The 16,310-nt window shown below is 38.0% G+C and carries 12 protein-coding genes and 1 tRNA gene; 8 read left to right on the top strand and 5 right to left on the bottom strand.

What is annotated here, in order from left to right:
* Positions 1 to 53: 53 nt before the first annotated feature.
* The 4 genes from ispH to TY21_RS03950 form a co-directional block, all read right to left on the bottom strand.
* Positions 54 to 992 (bottom strand): 4-hydroxy-3-methylbut-2-enyl diphosphate reductase, encoded by a 939-nt coding sequence (gene ispH / locus TY21_RS03965; protein ID WP_042239129.1) that lies wholly within the window; start codon positions 990 to 992, stop codon positions 54 to 56.
* A 150-nt stretch (positions 993 to 1,142) separates the two neighbouring features.
* Positions 1,143 to 1,634 (bottom strand): low molecular weight protein-tyrosine-phosphatase, encoded by a 492-nt coding sequence (locus tag TY21_RS03960; RefSeq protein ID WP_042239131.1) that lies wholly within the window; start codon positions 1,632 to 1,634, stop codon positions 1,143 to 1,145.
* Between the two features lie 9 nt (positions 1,635 to 1,643).
* The gene (locus tag TY21_RS03955) at positions 1,644 to 3,560 is read right to left on the bottom strand and encodes a bifunctional serine/threonine-protein kinase/formylglycine-generating enzyme family protein (RefSeq protein WP_042239134.1); all 1,917 of its coding nucleotides are present in this window, start codon (positions 3,558 to 3,560) and stop codon (positions 1,644 to 1,646) included.
* A 10-nt stretch (positions 3,561 to 3,570) separates the two neighbouring features.
* Positions 3,571 to 4,518, bottom strand: coding sequence for a hypothetical protein (locus tag TY21_RS03950; RefSeq protein ID WP_052354332.1), 948 nt, complete (start codon positions 4,516 to 4,518; stop codon positions 3,571 to 3,573).
* A gap of 465 nt (positions 4,519 to 4,983) precedes the next feature.
* Between TY21_RS03950 and yidC the strand changes: the two genes are divergently transcribed.
* The 6 genes from yidC to TY21_RS03920 all read left to right on the top strand — a co-directional run bounded on the left by yidC (position 4,984) and on the right by TY21_RS03920 (position 11,297).
* Positions 4,984 to 7,500, top strand: a complete 2,517-nt coding sequence (gene yidC, locus TY21_RS03945; RefSeq protein ID WP_042239137.1) for a membrane protein insertase YidC — start codon at positions 4,984 to 4,986, stop codon at positions 7,498 to 7,500.
* Positions 7,501 to 7,576: 76 nt separating this feature from the next.
* The gene (locus tag TY21_RS03940) at positions 7,577 to 8,950 is read left to right on the top strand and encodes a DnaA/Hda family protein (protein WP_042239139.1); all 1,374 of its coding nucleotides are present in this window, start codon (positions 7,577 to 7,579) and stop codon (positions 8,948 to 8,950) included.
* 386 nt (positions 8,951 to 9,336) lie between these two features.
* Positions 9,337 to 9,411 (top strand) — tRNA-Pro (locus tag TY21_RS03935).
* A gap of 56 nt (positions 9,412 to 9,467) precedes the next feature.
* The gene (gene lgt, locus TY21_RS03930) at positions 9,468 to 10,364 is read left to right on the top strand and encodes a prolipoprotein diacylglyceryl transferase (RefSeq protein ID WP_042239141.1); all 897 of its coding nucleotides are present in this window, start codon (positions 9,468 to 9,470) and stop codon (positions 10,362 to 10,364) included.
* A 68-nt stretch (positions 10,365 to 10,432) separates the two neighbouring features.
* Complete coding sequence (locus TY21_RS03925; RefSeq protein ID WP_039384800.1) at positions 10,433 to 10,699, top strand: 2Fe-2S iron-sulfur cluster-binding protein; 267 nt, start codon at positions 10,433 to 10,435, stop codon at positions 10,697 to 10,699.
* A 16-nt stretch (positions 10,700 to 10,715) separates the two neighbouring features.
* Positions 10,716 to 11,297 carry an iron-sulfur cluster assembly accessory protein gene (locus tag TY21_RS03920; RefSeq protein ID WP_052243902.1) on the top strand — a complete coding sequence of 194 codons (582 nt, stop codon included), beginning with the start codon at positions 10,716 to 10,718 and terminating at the stop codon, positions 11,295 to 11,297.
* Positions 11,298 to 11,796: 499 nt separating this feature from the next.
* Here the strand turns inward: TY21_RS03920 and TY21_RS03915 are convergent, their stop codons facing one another.
* Positions 11,797 to 12,687, bottom strand: a complete 891-nt coding sequence (locus TY21_RS03915) for a Kdo hydroxylase family protein (RefSeq protein WP_042239144.1) — start codon at positions 12,685 to 12,687, stop codon at positions 11,797 to 11,799.
* A 354-nt stretch (positions 12,688 to 13,041) separates the two neighbouring features.
* On the opposite strand from TY21_RS03915, the gene TY21_RS03910 reads away from it, so the two are divergent.
* Together TY21_RS03910 and TY21_RS03905 are read left to right on the top strand one after the other, a co-directional pair.
* Complete coding sequence (locus TY21_RS03910) at positions 13,042 to 14,508, top strand: hypothetical protein (RefSeq protein WP_042239146.1); 1,467 nt, start codon at positions 13,042 to 13,044, stop codon at positions 14,506 to 14,508.
* Between the two features lie 298 nt (positions 14,509 to 14,806).
* Positions 14,807 to 16,195 carry a transposase gene (locus TY21_RS03905; protein ID WP_130589527.1) on the top strand — a complete coding sequence of 463 codons (1,389 nt, stop codon included), beginning with the start codon at positions 14,807 to 14,809 and terminating at the stop codon, positions 16,193 to 16,195.
* Positions 16,196 to 16,310 lie beyond the last annotated feature (115 nt).

The following is a 16,310-nucleotide window of genomic DNA, read 5'->3' as shown; positions in this document are numbered from 1 at the left end:
ATATGAGCATTTTTGCAAACTAGCTTTTAGCTATCTATCCATTAGCATGCATTTTAAGCTCCAAAACGCGCATTAACGATAGGCTTTGGAAGTTGAAAAACAACATCTTCGGTAGTAAACACTACATCTTCAACCTCTTTAACCCCTAAAGTAATAAGTTTCTTAATACAATCTTGCACGATTCCCTCAGGGGTAGAGGCACCTGCTGTAAGGCCTATAATTTTTACACCTTTTATCCACTGGGGATCAATTTCGCTATCATCGTTGATTAAATAGGAAGCAATTCCTTTATTAGCTGCTAACTCACGTAAACGGTTAGAGTTTGAGCTTTGTGGATCACCGACTACTAAAACTAAATCGGTAGCATCGGTAATCTCACGCAATGCAAGCTGTCTATTTGTAGTAGCATAACAAATAGAAGAACTAGGCAAAGTAACAATATGAGAATATTTGGCTATCAAAGCTTGCGTAATTTCTCCCACATCATCCAAGCTTAAAGTGGTTTGGGTAATGTAAAAAAGCTTATCACTACTTTGAAAAGTAAGATTTTCTACATCTTCCACCGATTCCACAATAGTTGTTACCTCAGGAGCTTCTCCTGCGGTTCCAATAATCTCTACATGATGGCGATGACCAATTAATATGATCTGATATCCTAAATTAGCAAAGCGTTTAACAGCTGAGTGAACTCTAGTGACTAAACCACAGGTGGCATCAATTTCAATTAAATTGCGTTTTTGGGCCGCGGCGCGTACAGCTGGTGAAACGCCATGCGCTGAATAAATGAGGCGTGCACCCCTAGGAACCTCATCTACCTCTTCTATGAAGATGGCGCCTTTAGCTTTCAAACTTTCTACCACATGTTTATTATGGACTATTTCGTGCTTCACATAAATAGGGCGACCCCATAAAGAAAGAGCTTTTTCTACTGTCTCAATAGCCCGTTCCACGCCTGCGCAAAATCCCCGAGGCTTAGATAACAGTAATTTCATAAACTTTTATTCCTATAAGGCTAGCATTGGAAAGGAGTTTATTTTATCACAAATTTGATATTGAGTAAAGGCTATTTCCCTAGTCAATCCATTCAATCTAAGGGGTACATCTACCTAAAAAAAATTTAAAAAAAAGAGGTTGATTAAACACTAGGCAGATGCTTCCGCATGTTTATTTCGAGTTTTTAAATGTTCGATAAATCCTTTACAAGCCTCTTCGATCATATCCAACACCTCATCAAAGGCTGTCTCTCCCTTATAAAAAGGATCAGGAATGTTTTGATGATGATAAATTTGACTAAATGCGGTCAATAAATGAATCTTTGCCTTTTGCTTTACTGTTTTAGCGCGCAAGTATAAATGATGCAGAATTTCCTGATCTGCAGCAAAAATGTAATCAAAATCTTCTAAAAACTTTGGATGAAAGGCTTGTGCAGGAGAAGTTAGATAAATGCCGCGCTTGGAAGCGGCCTGCCTCATACATGCATCAGGAAGTTGCCCTACATGCCATGAGCCTAATCCACAGCTTTGCACTTTTACATTTTTTAAAGCAACCTCTTGATTAATGAGGTGACGTAAGATTCCTTCAGCAGCTGGCGAGCGACAAATATTACCTAGGCACACAAATAATATAGTGATCACAGATATCCTTCATTGAACATCAGCAGCACAACGGAAGCCATAGGTTCCATTCACAGTACCTGGATTGTTCCGATGCCGCCTTGAGCACCGTAAGTCTTCTTTTAGACTTTTCCAACAGCCTCCCCTTAAGACCCGGTAAACACCTTGTAAAGGCCCTTTAGGATTTTCCGGCTCTTGAATGGATATCTCATAGTAATTATAACCGTACCAATCTTGACACCATTCATAGACGTTTCCTACCATGTCATAGAGGCCATACCCATTAGGAATATAACTCATCACCGCAGTAGTATCCGAACTGAAAAAGTTAGCTTGAGATTTTTCAATCTCTTCACCTGTAGGATAAAGAGAATTTTCTTGTCCACCTCGTGCTGCAATTTCCCATTCTGCTTCTGTAGGAAGGCGTTTTCCTATCCACTTGGCATAAGCTACAGCCCCATACCAGGTTACCCCCACCACTGGATGTTTAGCATATCCCGATTCAATACTTAATTTACCGCCACTACGTTTGATTCTTGAATCACGCATACGGATAATATCTTGATGATTGCTATCTTTTTCTCCACCCATGACCTCTAAAAAGCGGACAAACTGCTCGTTAGTTACCGGATGGATATCGATAGCAAAACCAGCTAAAATTACTTGATGGCGAGGTACCTCATCGCGGTTTCCATCATTACTACCGCGATAAAAACTCCCTCCTGATACAATGACCATATCAGTTAAAAGAGGTTGAATATTTTTTACTTCTTTATATTCGGGGCGGTAAGATTTTACGCTGGTATCAATCTGAAAGACAGCAGCCGGATCCGGATCTGTTTGAGGCCTTTCTAATTGGGCGGTACGAAGGATAGGCCTTAATGTAGCCGCTTGCTTTTCGTCATGCTTAATTACTTTTTGGGTAGCCCTTTCTGCCTCTTTTAATGCAGGTTGATCAAGTATATAAACCTCTGCTAAACCCTCCTCTGCTAAACCCTCAACAGAAAGAGCTTTAGCAGGCGAAGCTTGCATTTTATCAAGCTCGTACACAAGCGATTCTGGACGCTTAGCAGGATCATTTTGTAGACAACTTGATATTAATCTATCCCAGTTCCACCGCAAGTCTGGACGCTCGGAAGGCATTTCAAAAATGCCTTCTGGAAACTCATTCATCAATAAATAATACGCCAGCACTCCAAAAGCATAACAATCCACTTGCACATCTACTATTTTGGATGTATCCAAGCGTTTTTGCTCAGGAGCTAAAAAAAAGTAAGTCTGTAAAAAAGAAGCGTGCAAGGGAATTAACTTTGAATTTTCCACCGAGCTTACGTACCGTTCCTGCCCTGCTTTAATAGGATTTACGGCAGATCCAATACCTAAAGATTCGGCTACATTCTTATATATGCGCGTTAAGACAGATCCTACACCGACAATACGCGAAAGGCCGAAATCCGAAAGATAAAGGTCAATTTGTGCTCCTAGTCTATTACTTACCAAAATATTATTAAGCTTAAGGCCACGATGGACAAGTTTTTTTCCATGCGCATAATCCAATGCTTCAGCAATCTGTCTGAGCAGACGAAATAATTCTTCTTCCTCTAGTCGTTTGCCCCGGCCCACCATATATTGCATTAAATTGGTTGTTTCACCCAATTCATCTACTACACAATCGGTAACTAAAAAGTATTGTCCATGCGAGTAGGAAACATTATGAATTTTAACTATATGCGGATGATCTAGAGCGGATAAATTAGCTACATCTTCTTCAAAACGCTGAATAAAAGCTCTATCGGCACTCAGCTCTTCCGGAAGAACTTTTAGGATATAATGCTTTTTCATAAAGCGATGCTCGGCTAAATAAACATTCCCTAGCGATCCTTGGCCTATCTGTTTGATAACAGTATAATCCCCTAATATTTTCGCTTCTTTTGTTCTAAGTTCCATACTTTCCTAATTATTTTTGAAAATGACCACGCTTTTCATCTAAAAGCTTTTGGGCCAGATTAATTACACGACTAAAAGCATACCATTGCTTAGCTTTATCTAACAATCTTTGGGCTAAATCATATTGATGAAAAGCAAGAGCTATCTCAACATAATAAGGAATGTCTATACGCGATAATACTACATTTTGTTCGAGAATGCTGTTAAGGTAAGTCGATAAAACCTGCCCCTTGGCATCTTTCTGGGTAAATCCTAAGATCATCCGATAGAGACTTGTATCGTAAGGCTCTATAGCTACTGCTTTCCTAGCATGGCTTAATATTTGTAGACGTGCAGCCTGCCGCTCTTCTTCTGTTTTAGCTCTTTCGAAAAGTTTAATGTAGAGTGCAGCTTTAGCTTTATAAGCGAGAAAATGTTGGGGATCGTGAAGATAGGCATTGTAAAACAGCTCAAAAAATTGTTCGTATAAACCCAAATTTGCTTTACTCATTGCTAATAAGTAGCTTAGATGATAAAAATTAGGATTCTTTATAAAAAAAGGTTCAAATTGTGAAATGATTTTTGTGGCTGTCTTGTCAGGATCATAGCCAGCATCTTCTAAATAAATCTTTAAAGCTTGGTCATAAATTAGCTTTTCGTCTGGGGAGATGTTAACAGCCTCTACAGCTGGAACCTCTTTTAAAGATTCAAGGAAAGCTTTAAAGGATTTTTCTTGCTCCTGATCTTTATAATAAGCAATCGCCCAATTTTTTTGTGTTAACCCTCTATCTTTAGGGGAAACCTGGGGGGGTTGTGCTTCAACTGGCAAGGAGCTTTCACAGTTTGAAGCCTCTAATTTCTTTTCTGGCACAGCTGCAATTTCGGCTCTCCATGCCAGAAGAAGAGATAATAAAGCTTTCAATAATCTTTCTTTCATCCACTTATCTCTGGAGTAGAAACGTAGGGCTAAAAAAACCATTAGATATCCCATATCTTTGAAGGAAAATTATTTCACCAATTACTTAGATTTTTAGACATCTTCTTAAAAAAATTATAAGATTTAAAGTCTAGTATGATTAAAACCTTATCGACTCAATCAGCTATCTTTAACAGGTAAGGCTCATTGACTGCCGTAAAAACTGGAAATTTCATGATCTATCTGCTTAAAAGTTGCCCGTTATAAGGTCATTAAAAAACATGAGAATGAGCATCAAGGGTAGAGTAGTCTATTCTTTTTACTTCGAATGTCTGGTATCATGATAAAAAATACACCTCCTAAGAGACAAAATCAAGGGTAATCTTACACCCAATAAATATCGGATTTAACTCTATCATTTCTCTTCCCCTGACAAGGGCTCGTCTAGGGGAATTTAAATTGCATGATTAGAGAGATGTATGCTAATGTTCTTAATTTATCTTTAAACTTCAACAAAAAAGTCTACTTATGGATAAGCGAACCGCGCTATTTGTTTTGTGTCTAGCCTTGACCTTATTTGGTGTTAATTGGTACTTCGAGGGAAAAAATCAAGAAAACCTAAAGGAATGGACAGCCCAGCAAAAAGCTAAAGCTCTACAGATCGAGCAACAGTTAGATAAAGAGATTAGCCAGAAGACTGAAAATCCTAGCAACCTCCCCTTAATTAATTTGTATGCTGATGAGAACGCCACAAATTTTCTCACTACGGGTGTGGAGATTAATAATGTGGTGATGGCCCTTGCATGGGACGAACACCTTCCTCAAATTGCGTATAGCAGAAAACTTCTAGAAGATAGCAAGCCACGCGCATTTAAACTTCTTTTTAAAGAAGGCTCTATCGAACAGCCTGTAATTTATGCAGCAGAAAATGGAATTAAATTGCAAGTAAGCGAGCTTCCGGATTTTGGTTCATTTGATTTACAAATTGTAGAAGCTAATGGAAAGATTAACCCTAAAATGGCTGCTCCAAAAATCATATGGGGAGAATATAAAGATGGGCAGCTATCTATTCCTCTGGTCAAATTAGCCCTGCTAAAGCAGAAGGAGCAAGACTATGAGAATCAAATTAGAAATTACCTTCCTTCCAATGCTATTGCTTTATTAAATACCGCTTCGGGGTATCTACCCGTAGGAATTTATGAGCAAGAAAACGGTAGTCTTAAGTTAATGAATGAATTTATGGGCACCGAAAATATTATTTCAATGCCTAAAGCTAAACGAGCGTCCCCCTCGCTGCAAAAGGCAGAGGAAAAGTTTTTTGTGTTAGAAAATGCCTACCAGCAGCTTGTTTTTTCTAACCATGGGGGTTCCATTGTAGAAATTAATCTTCCTTTTCAAAGCGCTAAAAATCCGGCCAGTGTGGTAAAAGAAATTGAATATGATCGTGACATGGTTAAAAACCATCCTTCTAATGCTCATTTTCCTGCCCATGCTTATTATACTCCTGACAGAGCCTTGCATCAAAAAGGATCATTAGGCGGATATTATCCGCTTTTAAGACGCGATTTAGTAATAAAAGGGCAGAAAAAACCTACACGTCTACCACCACGCTTTTATGCAACTAATATTGTTTCAGAATATCCTGAATTTGCAGAGCTTATCTATGAAGTGAAGAAATTTGATAGCCATACAATTGTATTTGAGGCTAGCCAATCGCATCGAAAAATAACGAAAACATATACTTTAAGAAACGATGAGCAAACAGCCCCCTATACTTTTGACTTAACAATTGAGATAAAAGGAGACAGTCGCGGCTTATGGTTAACCTCAGGAGTTCCTGAGGTGGAATGGATATCTGGAAGTCCAGCACCTGCTTTAAAATATAGAATTACTCGTAACCATAAATCCTCGGTAGAAAATATTGACCTGCCTAAAGATGCCTTCACGGTAAGTTCTGTGTATGTAGATTGGATTGTGGATTCCAATGGCTTTTTTGGCATAATCCTTGATCCTTTATCTAAAATTGATGCAGGATACAGAGTACAGCAGGTTCCAGGAACGATAGCCCCTTCACGTTTGGTTCAATTGGACCAGCAGTATAATCGTTTTAAAGCAGCTAACATGCCCGGATACATGTCACTACTACCCCTTGCTAGTGACGGAGGCTCTATGAACTTCCGTATCTTCAGCGGCCCGTTTGCTGATAGTATTTTGAAAAAAGTGGATGCCATGTATAGTGATTCCACAACAGGATACAATCCTGACTACATTGCCTCTCAAACTTTTCATGGATGGTTTGCCTTTATCTCTGAACCATTTGCTAAGTTTTTGTTTATTTTGATGAAATTCTTTTATCGCCTCACAAGCTCATGGGCATTTTCAATTATTTTATTAACTATAGCATTACGGCTGATGATGTATCCCTTAAATGCATGGTCTACAAAATCCATGTTACGTATGCAGCAAATTGCTCCTGAAGTAACGGCTATTCAAGAAAAGTATAAAAAAGATCCTAAGAAAGCTCAGCTGGAAATTATGTCTTTATACAGAGAGCGAGGAGTTAACCCCATATCAGGTTGCTTTCCTTTACTGATACAGATGCCATTTCTTATTGGAATGTTCGATTTATTGAAATCCACTTTTGAATTACGGGGAGCTAGCTTTATTCCGGGATGGATTGATAATTTAACAGCCCCTGATGTGCTATTTAGTTGGAATACCCCTCTCTTTTTTATTGGAAATCAATTTCACTTACTTCCTATTCTTTTAGGCGGAGTGATGTTCATCCAACAACGCTATATGACTACAGGCCCTAAAGATCCTAGCCAGATGACAGAGCAACAAAGGCAGCAACGCTCGATGAGTACAATCATGACCGGAGTATTTGCCGTGATGTTTTATAATTTTCCTTCCGGGCTCAATCTTTATTGGCTATCCTCTATGCTACTAGGTATTTTACAGCAATGGTGGACTTCAAGGCAGCTTCAAAAAAAAGCCTTGCGTCCCCAAGTTATAGAAGTCGGCCAAAAAATTGTTAAAAAATAAAAAGGATGGCCTAACCCTTTTCAACAATCGTGCGAGTCCTCTCGCACGAGATTAAACCATAGCTGGGACAATCGAAATGCACGCATGGAATGAATTTCTCGCCTTACAGGAAATTGAACTAGGCAGTGAAACCGTCCATAAATGGCTGAAATCCTTAAAAATTCTCCGTTTTGATGCGGCTAATTTATATCTGGAAGCTAAAGATTCTTTTCAAGCCCTATGGTTTGAAGAACATATGCGTCAAAAGATCCTCACCAAATTTGTTAACAACAATAATAAAAAAATAAAAGTTCACTTAAGTGTTGCAAACAGCTTACCTCGTAAAGCAAAAAGCTCTTCATTAAAAAGTGCAGCTTTATCCAGTCACGCCCCCTTCACCTTATGTTTTGATGAATTAGACCCTTACTGTACATTTGAACATTATGTTTCTTCAGAAAAAAATATATTAGTAGAGAAATTATTACTTAGCTTGGCTCATTCTGGTCCATCTAAAGAACTAGGTACATTTAATCCTATTTTTATCCACGGTAGCTCAGGAGCTGGTAAAACGCATTTACTGATGGCTACTGCTCAAGCTCTGCGTAGTCAAGGGCTTCATGTCCTTTACTCTCGAGCCGAAACCTTTACTGAACATGTAGTCTCAGCCATTCGTGTAGGAGAGATGAGTATTTTCCGTCAGGCTTATCGTAATAGTGATGTCCTCATCATAGATGGGGTCCAAGAATTTTCTAAAAAAGGGGCCACTCAGGAAGAATTTTTTCATACCTTTAATACTCTTCACCTGGATAATAAACAGATTATCTTAAGTGCAAACTGCTCTCCTGCAGAACTTACCTACATTGAACCCCGCTTGGTTAGCCGTTTTGAATGGGGAGTTGTCCTTAATCTATTTCCCCTGTCTAGAGAAGAATTAGCTCTTGCCATTCGTAAGAAAGCCCAATTCTTTAACTTTCCTCTTCATGCTAAAATTATTGAGTTTCTATTAGATAATTTTCCTAGCAGTAGTAAAGCGCTGATTCGTGCTCTAGAAGCTTTAGTTTTACGCTCGCATCTCAATGAGCAAATGGCAAAGCACTCCACCGTAGGTATAACTGTCCCTATCGCTAAACAGATTTTAAGTGATCTACTGATTGAAGAAAAACAATATGTACTCACCCCCGACAAAATAATTAAAAGTATCGCTGAAATATTTGGCATTAAATCAGAAGATATTTTGGGAAAAGCGCAAAGCCGAGATTGTGTTTTTCCTCGACAATTGGCAATGTATCTCTGTCGGCAGACACTGCAAATGCCTTTTACAAAAATTGGCGATATCTTTTCTAAAGACCATTCCACAGTGATGTCTAGTGTACGTCTGATAAAAAAAGGCATGGAGATGAATGATAAAGATATTATTAGCGCCTATCAATCCATTCAGAAAAAAATTGATTTTAATGAGCCTAAAAGCTGAAGCATAGCTGTAGCAGAAAGTGTTTCTTAACCAATGACTTCTACCTGTAATGATTTCATATAAGCTTTTTCACATGGTCTCATTAATTTAAGGATCTATGCACATCTAAATAATATGTCTATTAAAAAAATTCTATTCAAGAGGTTGTTAAGAAGGCCCACTCAATTAGGTTCTCAAGCATTCAAGATTAGAGAAGATACTTCTTTTAAATAGGTCCAAGCATAACTTGGGGGATACCCAAGTTGTATTACATCCACTCTAAATAACTTTTTTTAGCTAAACCTGCCTATAAACGGTTATTTTGAGTTTTTAGGTAGAAATATCACTAAGCCCCTTAGAAATTGCTTGCTGGAAAAGACCCTCCTGCTTATAATTCGTCTTTTCTTCGGAGTATAGCGCAGCTTGGCTAGCGCGGCTGCTTTGGGAGCAGTAGGTCGGGGGTTCGAATCCCTCTACTCCGATCAAAAAGGCTCCTATGCCTTGACATAGGAGCCTTTGACTTCTAAAGGCTTTTTATATGCACCTATTGATCGCCTGGCTATACTGGAATCCCTCTAAAGATATTTTCACTCTTCCTCTTGTTAACAGGCCGATTGCCTGGTATGGCCTTTTTTTTGTATTGGGCCTTATATTAAGTTATTCCATCGTTCTTCATCTTATGCGAACTATGTTGTTGGAACGCTGTTGTCCTCAAAAAAATAGTAAAGATATATCCCCCATAGCCTTAGCCTTAACTGATCGTCTTACATGGTACGTAGTTACGGGTATCATTATTGGTGCTCGTTTAGGCCACGTTTTTTTTTATGATTGGCCTTATTATCAACATTACCCTATAGATATTTTAAAAGTTTGGGAAGGAGGTCTGGCCAGCCATGGAGGTGCTGTTGGCATTTTATTAGCCCTAGCTATTTACCGCTTATCTATTCGTAAAAAATTTCCTAAATTAACTTTCTTAACAATTGCAGATATGATAGCCGTGCCTGCAGCTTTAGCTGGCGCTTGTATTCGTGTAGGCAATTTCTTCAATCAGGAAATACTAGGGACACCTTCCCAAGCGCCCTGGGCGGTAATATTTGGAAATCCTGCCGATCATAGCCTTCCTCTGCCTCGTCATCCAGTCCAACTTTATGAAGCCTTTGCTTATCTAATTATCTTTACTCTCCTCCTTTTAATTTGGCAAAGAGCTCTCGTGCGCAAGAAATCTGGCTTTATGACCGGGTTATTTCTTATATTGCTTTTTTCCACTCGATTTTTTTTAGAATTTTTTAAAAGTTCGCAAAGTGCTGTTATTGACGAATCAAAAATGCAAATGGGCCAATATTTAAGCTTGCCTTTTATCCTCAGCGGTTTTTTTCTAATTATTTATACTAACAAAGCCTACAGAGCATTTACACGAGAAAACGAGAATATTTAATTGGCATTGTTCTTTATTAGATATATGCTTATAATGATTCCTATAATCATATAGCGGAGTCTTTAAAAGTGGCCAAGTTAATATTTGATCATAATGGCGAGGAGATCGAATTGCCTGATGATTCACCAATTGCTGAAGTTTGTGAAGAAGCAGGAGTGCCTTTCGCCTGTACCGAGGGTGTATGCGGAACCTGTGTTATCCTTGTTAAAGAGGGAAAAGAAAATCTCTCCTCCCCTACACAAGAAGAAGAAGATTTTCTTGGAGAAGGCACCTGCGATGAGCGACTTGCCTGTCAGTGTCGCATCAAAAAAGGCAATGTAAAAATATCATTTTAATGAAAAGGTTAAGAGCATGACAAGCACACAAAATCAAGAAAATACCATCATCCATCGTCAGATGACTATTGAGCAAATTTTATCTCTTTTTCCCTTTAAAGCGCAAAAATTAGCGCAAGAAATTACGCGTGCAGGACTTCATTGCGTAGGATGCCATGCAGCTACCTGGGAAACCCTAGAGGCTGGCATGCTAGGCCACGGAATGAATGAGGACCAAATTAATACGCTAGTAGAAAGACTTAACAACCTTTTACAAGAAGAAGCGGATTTATCTACCATTACCATCACTGAACGCGCTGCCAAAAAATACTTAGAGATTTTAGCCGAAGAGGGCAAACCAGGCTGGGGCATTAGATTCGAAGAGAAAATGGCGGGCTGCAGTGGTTTTGAATATGTATTGGACTTCTCTGAAAAAGCTGCTGAAGATGATGAGACATTTGTTTCCCATGCTATCGAAATTCACGTAAAAAAAGCTATAGTGCCTCGGCTTTTAGGTTCAGAAATTGATTATGTGGATGGACTCCAGGGAGCTGGTTTTAAAATTAGTAATCCCAATGCACGTTCATCCTGTGGCTGCGGCTCCTCTCATAATTACTAGGGGCTAATGTTTATTCTAGCTTAATTTAGGCAGTAATCTATTATTGTTCATTTCCAATAATTTTTATGCTTAGATTTTGATGTTATCTGAGCTTTTTTATTGCAAATCCCGCAAGGTAGTAATAAAAAGTTTGACATATTTACATTATAAGTTTGACTGAAGCTTTTTATGCACACTTATCTTCGACTTGCTTTCTTAGAATTTCTTTAAAGTGGTAAGCGGTCACGGGAGTAGAACTACTTAAGCTCCTGATAATAAAAAGCTAATGTAAATCAAAAAGTGCAATAAATAGAAAAAACAGCTATTTGCAAGCATTTTTGGCTTTGCAGATGCCCTCAGAATTACCTCTAAAGCTGGGCCTACCCCGTGACCGCTTACTTAAAGTGAAAAATTTAGAAAGCATACGAGTTAAATAATGACAAAAGAGGCCCTTGATTTGTTAGGGGCCTACTTATTTTCCTACTTAATAGGCCCCCCCCCCCGCGCAGAGGTTTATACTTTAGCTACTTTCAATTAATTCTTGTCCATAGAAACGTTCTAATACACGTAAGGGCGAGGTTTCTGGGTCCTGTAAACTTTCTACAGGAAGGTAGAAGGTTTGCTCCATGACATATTGGCCCGAAAGAGCCGCATGGGAAGCTTGATCTGTATATACTATCCAGCTGCTCCCAGGTGGAAACAACACTTCTTGCTGTTTAGCATTTTTTTGATACTCTTTATCTCCCTTCATTAAATCATGCAAACTCATCATATAATGATCATAAAGGGTGCGATAGTCTTTAGTAATGCCTACTACTTTTAACAACCAGGCTAGACCAGGGAACGGTTTTTTTAATTTTACTCCAAATTTTTGCACTACTTCAGAAAAAGGCTCCCCTAATTTCCAAACCCTAGGTTGTTGGGCTGGATTAATATTTGAAAAAAAACGCATGATTCGTTTTCCCTTTACAGGTGAAGAAGGAAAAGCATCGACATGGAGCAAAGTATCATCTTTACGCCAGGAACTAGATCTTCCTGCTATTTCTGCAGGACGAAAACTTGTACGCGCTTGATTTAAATGCCCTTTATAATGGGGAAATAGCTTTTCAATAAAGAGGCGACTTTGCAGAGCATAGCGCTGCATCATATTTTTTAATTTCTGCTCTTCCTCTCCTCTACAAATTGTTCCACCTAATCGATCTCTTATCACATCATAACTGATGTTCTTTGATTTAGGAGCTACAACCTGAGGAGAAAGAAATTGTAATTCATCTTCGTGTAAGTTAAAAGTTAGATGAGGAAAATAGACTACTTTGCCTTGCTCTAAAGTTTGAATAGCATCCTTTTTTATTTCTTCAGATAACGGATTTTCAAAAGATGTAATATCAAATGTTTTTATAACTTCTTGCATATTGGCACTCCATGAATAAGAATAAAAAGGATGTTAAAGAAGACAGATTATATTTGCTAATCTATTTTTGGCTTTTATAGCTAAAGGACTAAAATGTAGGCAGATCTATTTGAAATGTAAAGGATTCCATTCCTTATTTTTTGTATTTTTTTTCGTATAAATGCCTTTAAATATTGCTTATGGTGTGTATGCCCATACATCAATGGCAGGGTAATACTATCTATTAAGCAAGATAAACCTCAAATGGGATTAAAAGTCCATACATATCTCTTATCTTTATCTTTTCTTTAAAGTAGAGGATTAATGTGAATTCTATTAAAGCAGCCCTTACAAAAGTCTATAAGGAGAGGGTTTATGAATTTTCAAGCAATCAATGCAGCTGATATAAACCTAGTTTTAAGACAGCTGAGGTATCCAGAGGCCTCTAATAAAAACGTTCTTCACCCCAAGCCTTTGTCGCATCAGATGTGTCGCGGAATCACCTATGTGGGCACAGCCATGCAGCAACACGCTAATAGTAGACGCTGGCATGGAAAAATTATCGTTGTTTTGAGTAAAAGCTTTGTAGCTACAGGCTATCTATTAAATACGCCGATGGCCATAATTGAAGGATTGGTAACGGCAGCTTTAGCGGCTATAGCCCTTGCTGGCCATATACTTTTAAATGCCCGCTCGCCTCTTTTTCAAAAAATTACTCTTAAGCTATGCGCTCACTCCCTAAATTCAGCTTTGATCACTGACCTTCAAGTGACCTGCCTAAAGCAAGGCTTTTTCTCAAAATATCACAGTCTCAATGCAGCTGCTAGCCACGCTATCCATGGCATTTCTGCACTTATTCCTCAATTAATAGGGCATACTTTTGATCGTCAAGCTGGTAGATTACCTACTGATGGTAGCTTAGCACCCTCTGTGATAAAAGCTATTCGAATAGCTCTGGAGATAGCTCCTGCAGCTTTGCAAGACATTTCACGAGGGTTAGCAAGAGATTTTTCTTCCAGCATTAGGAATAATCTCTACGATAACATTACTTTAGAGATATTTTTACGCCAAAATCCTGACTGTATTGATATGTTGAATCGTTTGAATTTTGAAAGCCTACGTGATATCCATTATCGCTTACGGTTACTAAATTTAGTCGGAAGCTATCTAATGCAAGCAAGCTTATTAGAGGGATATCAAAATACTCATCATATTTATCGCTATAATGTGAATACTCATGCAAAGGATATAAAATATCAGACACACATCTTATACCTTATCAAGGCTGCTTTTATAGACTTATATGATAATGAGGAGTTAGTTTGCTTACTTAGTAAAGAAAAGGATAAAGTAAAAGCAATAGAAGATGGCCGAGAGCTGCTAGAAACGCTTTATAATATTAACCTGCAACTTGCCAATTACGCTCAATTACAAGAGCTCCGTGCTGAAATCGTATGTCCCCTTCAATTTAGAGCAGTAGACTTAAAGCCGTATAATGCAAGGTACCAACGTCTTGTTCATGCTAAAAATTGCCTAAATCAACTTTCTTCTGAAGAACAAGCAATTCTTATGAAAAAATTACTACAATTAGGCTCTTATGATATAGAAAAACAGGGTCTTTCCAAAAAGCGTGCCAAATTTGTACAACAGCTTTTTAATGAGATTGGCACCTTATCAGGAGAGCTACACCAAGGCAATTTACTATCTAGAACTTTTGTAGATGTAAATATTTTAAACCAAGGCGATGTGTACAGAGCTTTCGGAGCTGAAAACTTATTTGTCCAAGCTTGCCAAAAAGCCATTCAAGAGATTCAAGAGAGGACACAGGAGAATGCTCCCTAGCTTTTCCATATCCTTAGACTTTTTTATAGGCTTTTTGGCTTCTACCCAGTGCCCTCTTTTTATATAGGCCAGCAGCTTATTTAACCCCTCATACTTTGTTAGCATATAATTTTAGCTTTCAAAAAAAGTTAAAAGCTTTCATTGAGATAAACATCTTTGCAGGTAAGTTAACTTTTTTCTTTTTTTGTTTCTAATTGCTAGTATCCTTTAACTCGATGATATACTTTTTTCTTGTTGACTAATTTTTAATGAAATATTGTTATACCTTATCAATTAATTAAAAATAATTTTTTTGTCTATGTTTTCTCAACCGCTTCCCTTTATTAAAGAATATCTAAATCAACTGGAAGTTGCCCTCAAACAAGAAAATCCTCATAATAATTTATCCAAAATTCAATGGTGTTGGCTAGCGTTTTGTTTGATGGGAATATTAGTTACTAATTCAATCTGTTGGGCAAAATTTGAGAGGGCTGGGCTTAAAAGCTATAAAAAGATGGCTTTATCGGCCATGTTTAGACGTGCTAAGATTGCTTGGAATAGTCTGCTAATTTGTAGTGTTCGCGCGGTCCTGCATAAACATGGCATCACAGAAGGGGTCCTTGTTATCGATGATAAAGATCACAGTCGATCAAAAAATGCTGAGAAGTTGCATCATTTACATAAAATCCGTGATAAAAAAACGAGTGGTTATTTTTGTGGTCAAAATATAGTATTTCTTCAGCTAGTGACTAAAAAATTTTGCATTCCCGTCTCCTTTGCCTTTTATTCTCCCGATCCTGTACTCACAAGATGGCAACAGGAAGTGAGGAAGCTAAAAAAGTTGGGAATCTCTAAAAAAGACCGTCCAAAAGAGCCTAAAAGGTCAATAGAATATCCAAAAAAGTATACACTAGCTTTACAATTACTTAAAAATTTTGCCTGTGAATTTCCTGCTTTTAAGGTCACTTGTGTACTGGCTGATGCTCTTTACGGCAACAGCTTGTTTGTAGATGGAGTAGAAGGTATTTGGCCTGGAGTGCAAATCATTACTCAACTTAGAAAGAATCAAAAAGTCATGCGAGGTAAAAAGTCTCTCTCATGCCAAGAGTACTTTGAAGCCTACAAAGGCTGGAATCAGGAAATTTTCATTCGCGGTGATAAAAAAAATGGAGTGCAAGCCGGGGGAGCAAGATTATATGTTCCTTCTCATCACAAAAAACGATTAGTAATAGCCCTTAAATATGAGGGCGAAAATGAGTATCGCTATCTTATGGCTGCAAATCTTTCATGGAATATGAAAGATGTGATGCAAGGATATACTTTAAGATGGTTAGTAGAGGTTTTTATTGAAGATTGGAGTAGTCATTGTGGGTTTTGCAGTTTGGCCAAACAGTGCGGCGTTGAGGGATCAGAGCGACCTTTGATTCTAAGCTTGCTGTTTGACCACTGCTTTCTTTTTCATTTGTCTCAAACAAATCTCATCAAGAACAAACTCCCTTTAGCAACCTTGGGGAGTCTAGTAGAAAAGTCTAGAGTGGATGCTTTGTGTCAAGTCATAAGAGAAATTGTTGAGCATGAAAATTCAAAAGAACTCTTCCGTGATTTCGAAAAGACGCTAGATGAAATCTTTGTTTTAAGGCCTTCTCGTAAACATTTAAATGCAGTACAAGAAAATGTAACCTTTGAGTCATCAAGAAAAGTTGCCTAACTGTCAAGAATAAAAAAGTATATCATCGAGTTTAAAATGCTGGATTTTTTTCCTTTCACAGCCTTTCTATTTATCAATAAAAAATTTATTTTAAGCAAATAATTGTACTATCTTT

Origin of the sequence: Neochlamydia sp. S13 (genome assembly GCF_000648235.2) — a bacterium.
In the GTDB taxonomy this organism is placed as follows: domain Bacteria; phylum Chlamydiota; class Chlamydiia; order Chlamydiales; family Parachlamydiaceae; genus Neochlamydia.
This window is presented reverse-complemented; position numbering and strand designations above follow the sequence as displayed.

Excerpts from the sequence above, each read along its gene's own strand:
- TY21_RS03905 (WP_130589527.1), top strand. The coding sequence starts at position 14,807 with ATGTTTTCTCAACCGCTTCCCTTTATTAAAGAATATCTAAATCAACTG.
- TY21_RS03950 (WP_052354332.1), bottom strand. The coding sequence starts at position 4,518 with ATGGTTTTTTTAGCCCTACGTTTCTACTCCAGAGATAAGTGGATGAAA.
- lgt (WP_042239141.1), top strand. The coding sequence starts at position 9,468 with ATGCACCTATTGATCGCCTGGCTATACTGGAATCCCTCTAAAGATATT.
- TY21_RS03915 (WP_042239144.1), bottom strand. The coding sequence starts at position 12,687 with ATGCAAGAAGTTATAAAAACATTTGATATTACATCTTTTGAAAATCCG.
- TY21_RS03940 (WP_042239139.1), top strand. The coding sequence starts at position 7,577 with ATGCACGCATGGAATGAATTTCTCGCCTTACAGGAAATTGAACTAGGC.
- ispH (WP_042239129.1), bottom strand. The coding sequence starts at position 992 with ATGAAATTACTGTTATCTAAGCCTCGGGGATTTTGCGCAGGCGTGGAA.
- TY21_RS03920 (WP_052243902.1), top strand. The coding sequence starts at position 10,716 with ATGACAAGCACACAAAATCAAGAAAATACCATCATCCATCGTCAGATG.
- yidC (WP_042239137.1), top strand. The coding sequence starts at position 4,984 with ATGGATAAGCGAACCGCGCTATTTGTTTTGTGTCTAGCCTTGACCTTA.
- TY21_RS03910 (WP_042239146.1), top strand. The coding sequence starts at position 13,042 with ATGAATTTTCAAGCAATCAATGCAGCTGATATAAACCTAGTTTTAAGA.
- TY21_RS03955 (WP_042239134.1), bottom strand. The coding sequence starts at position 3,560 with ATGGAACTTAGAACAAAAGAAGCGAAAATATTAGGGGATTATACTGTT.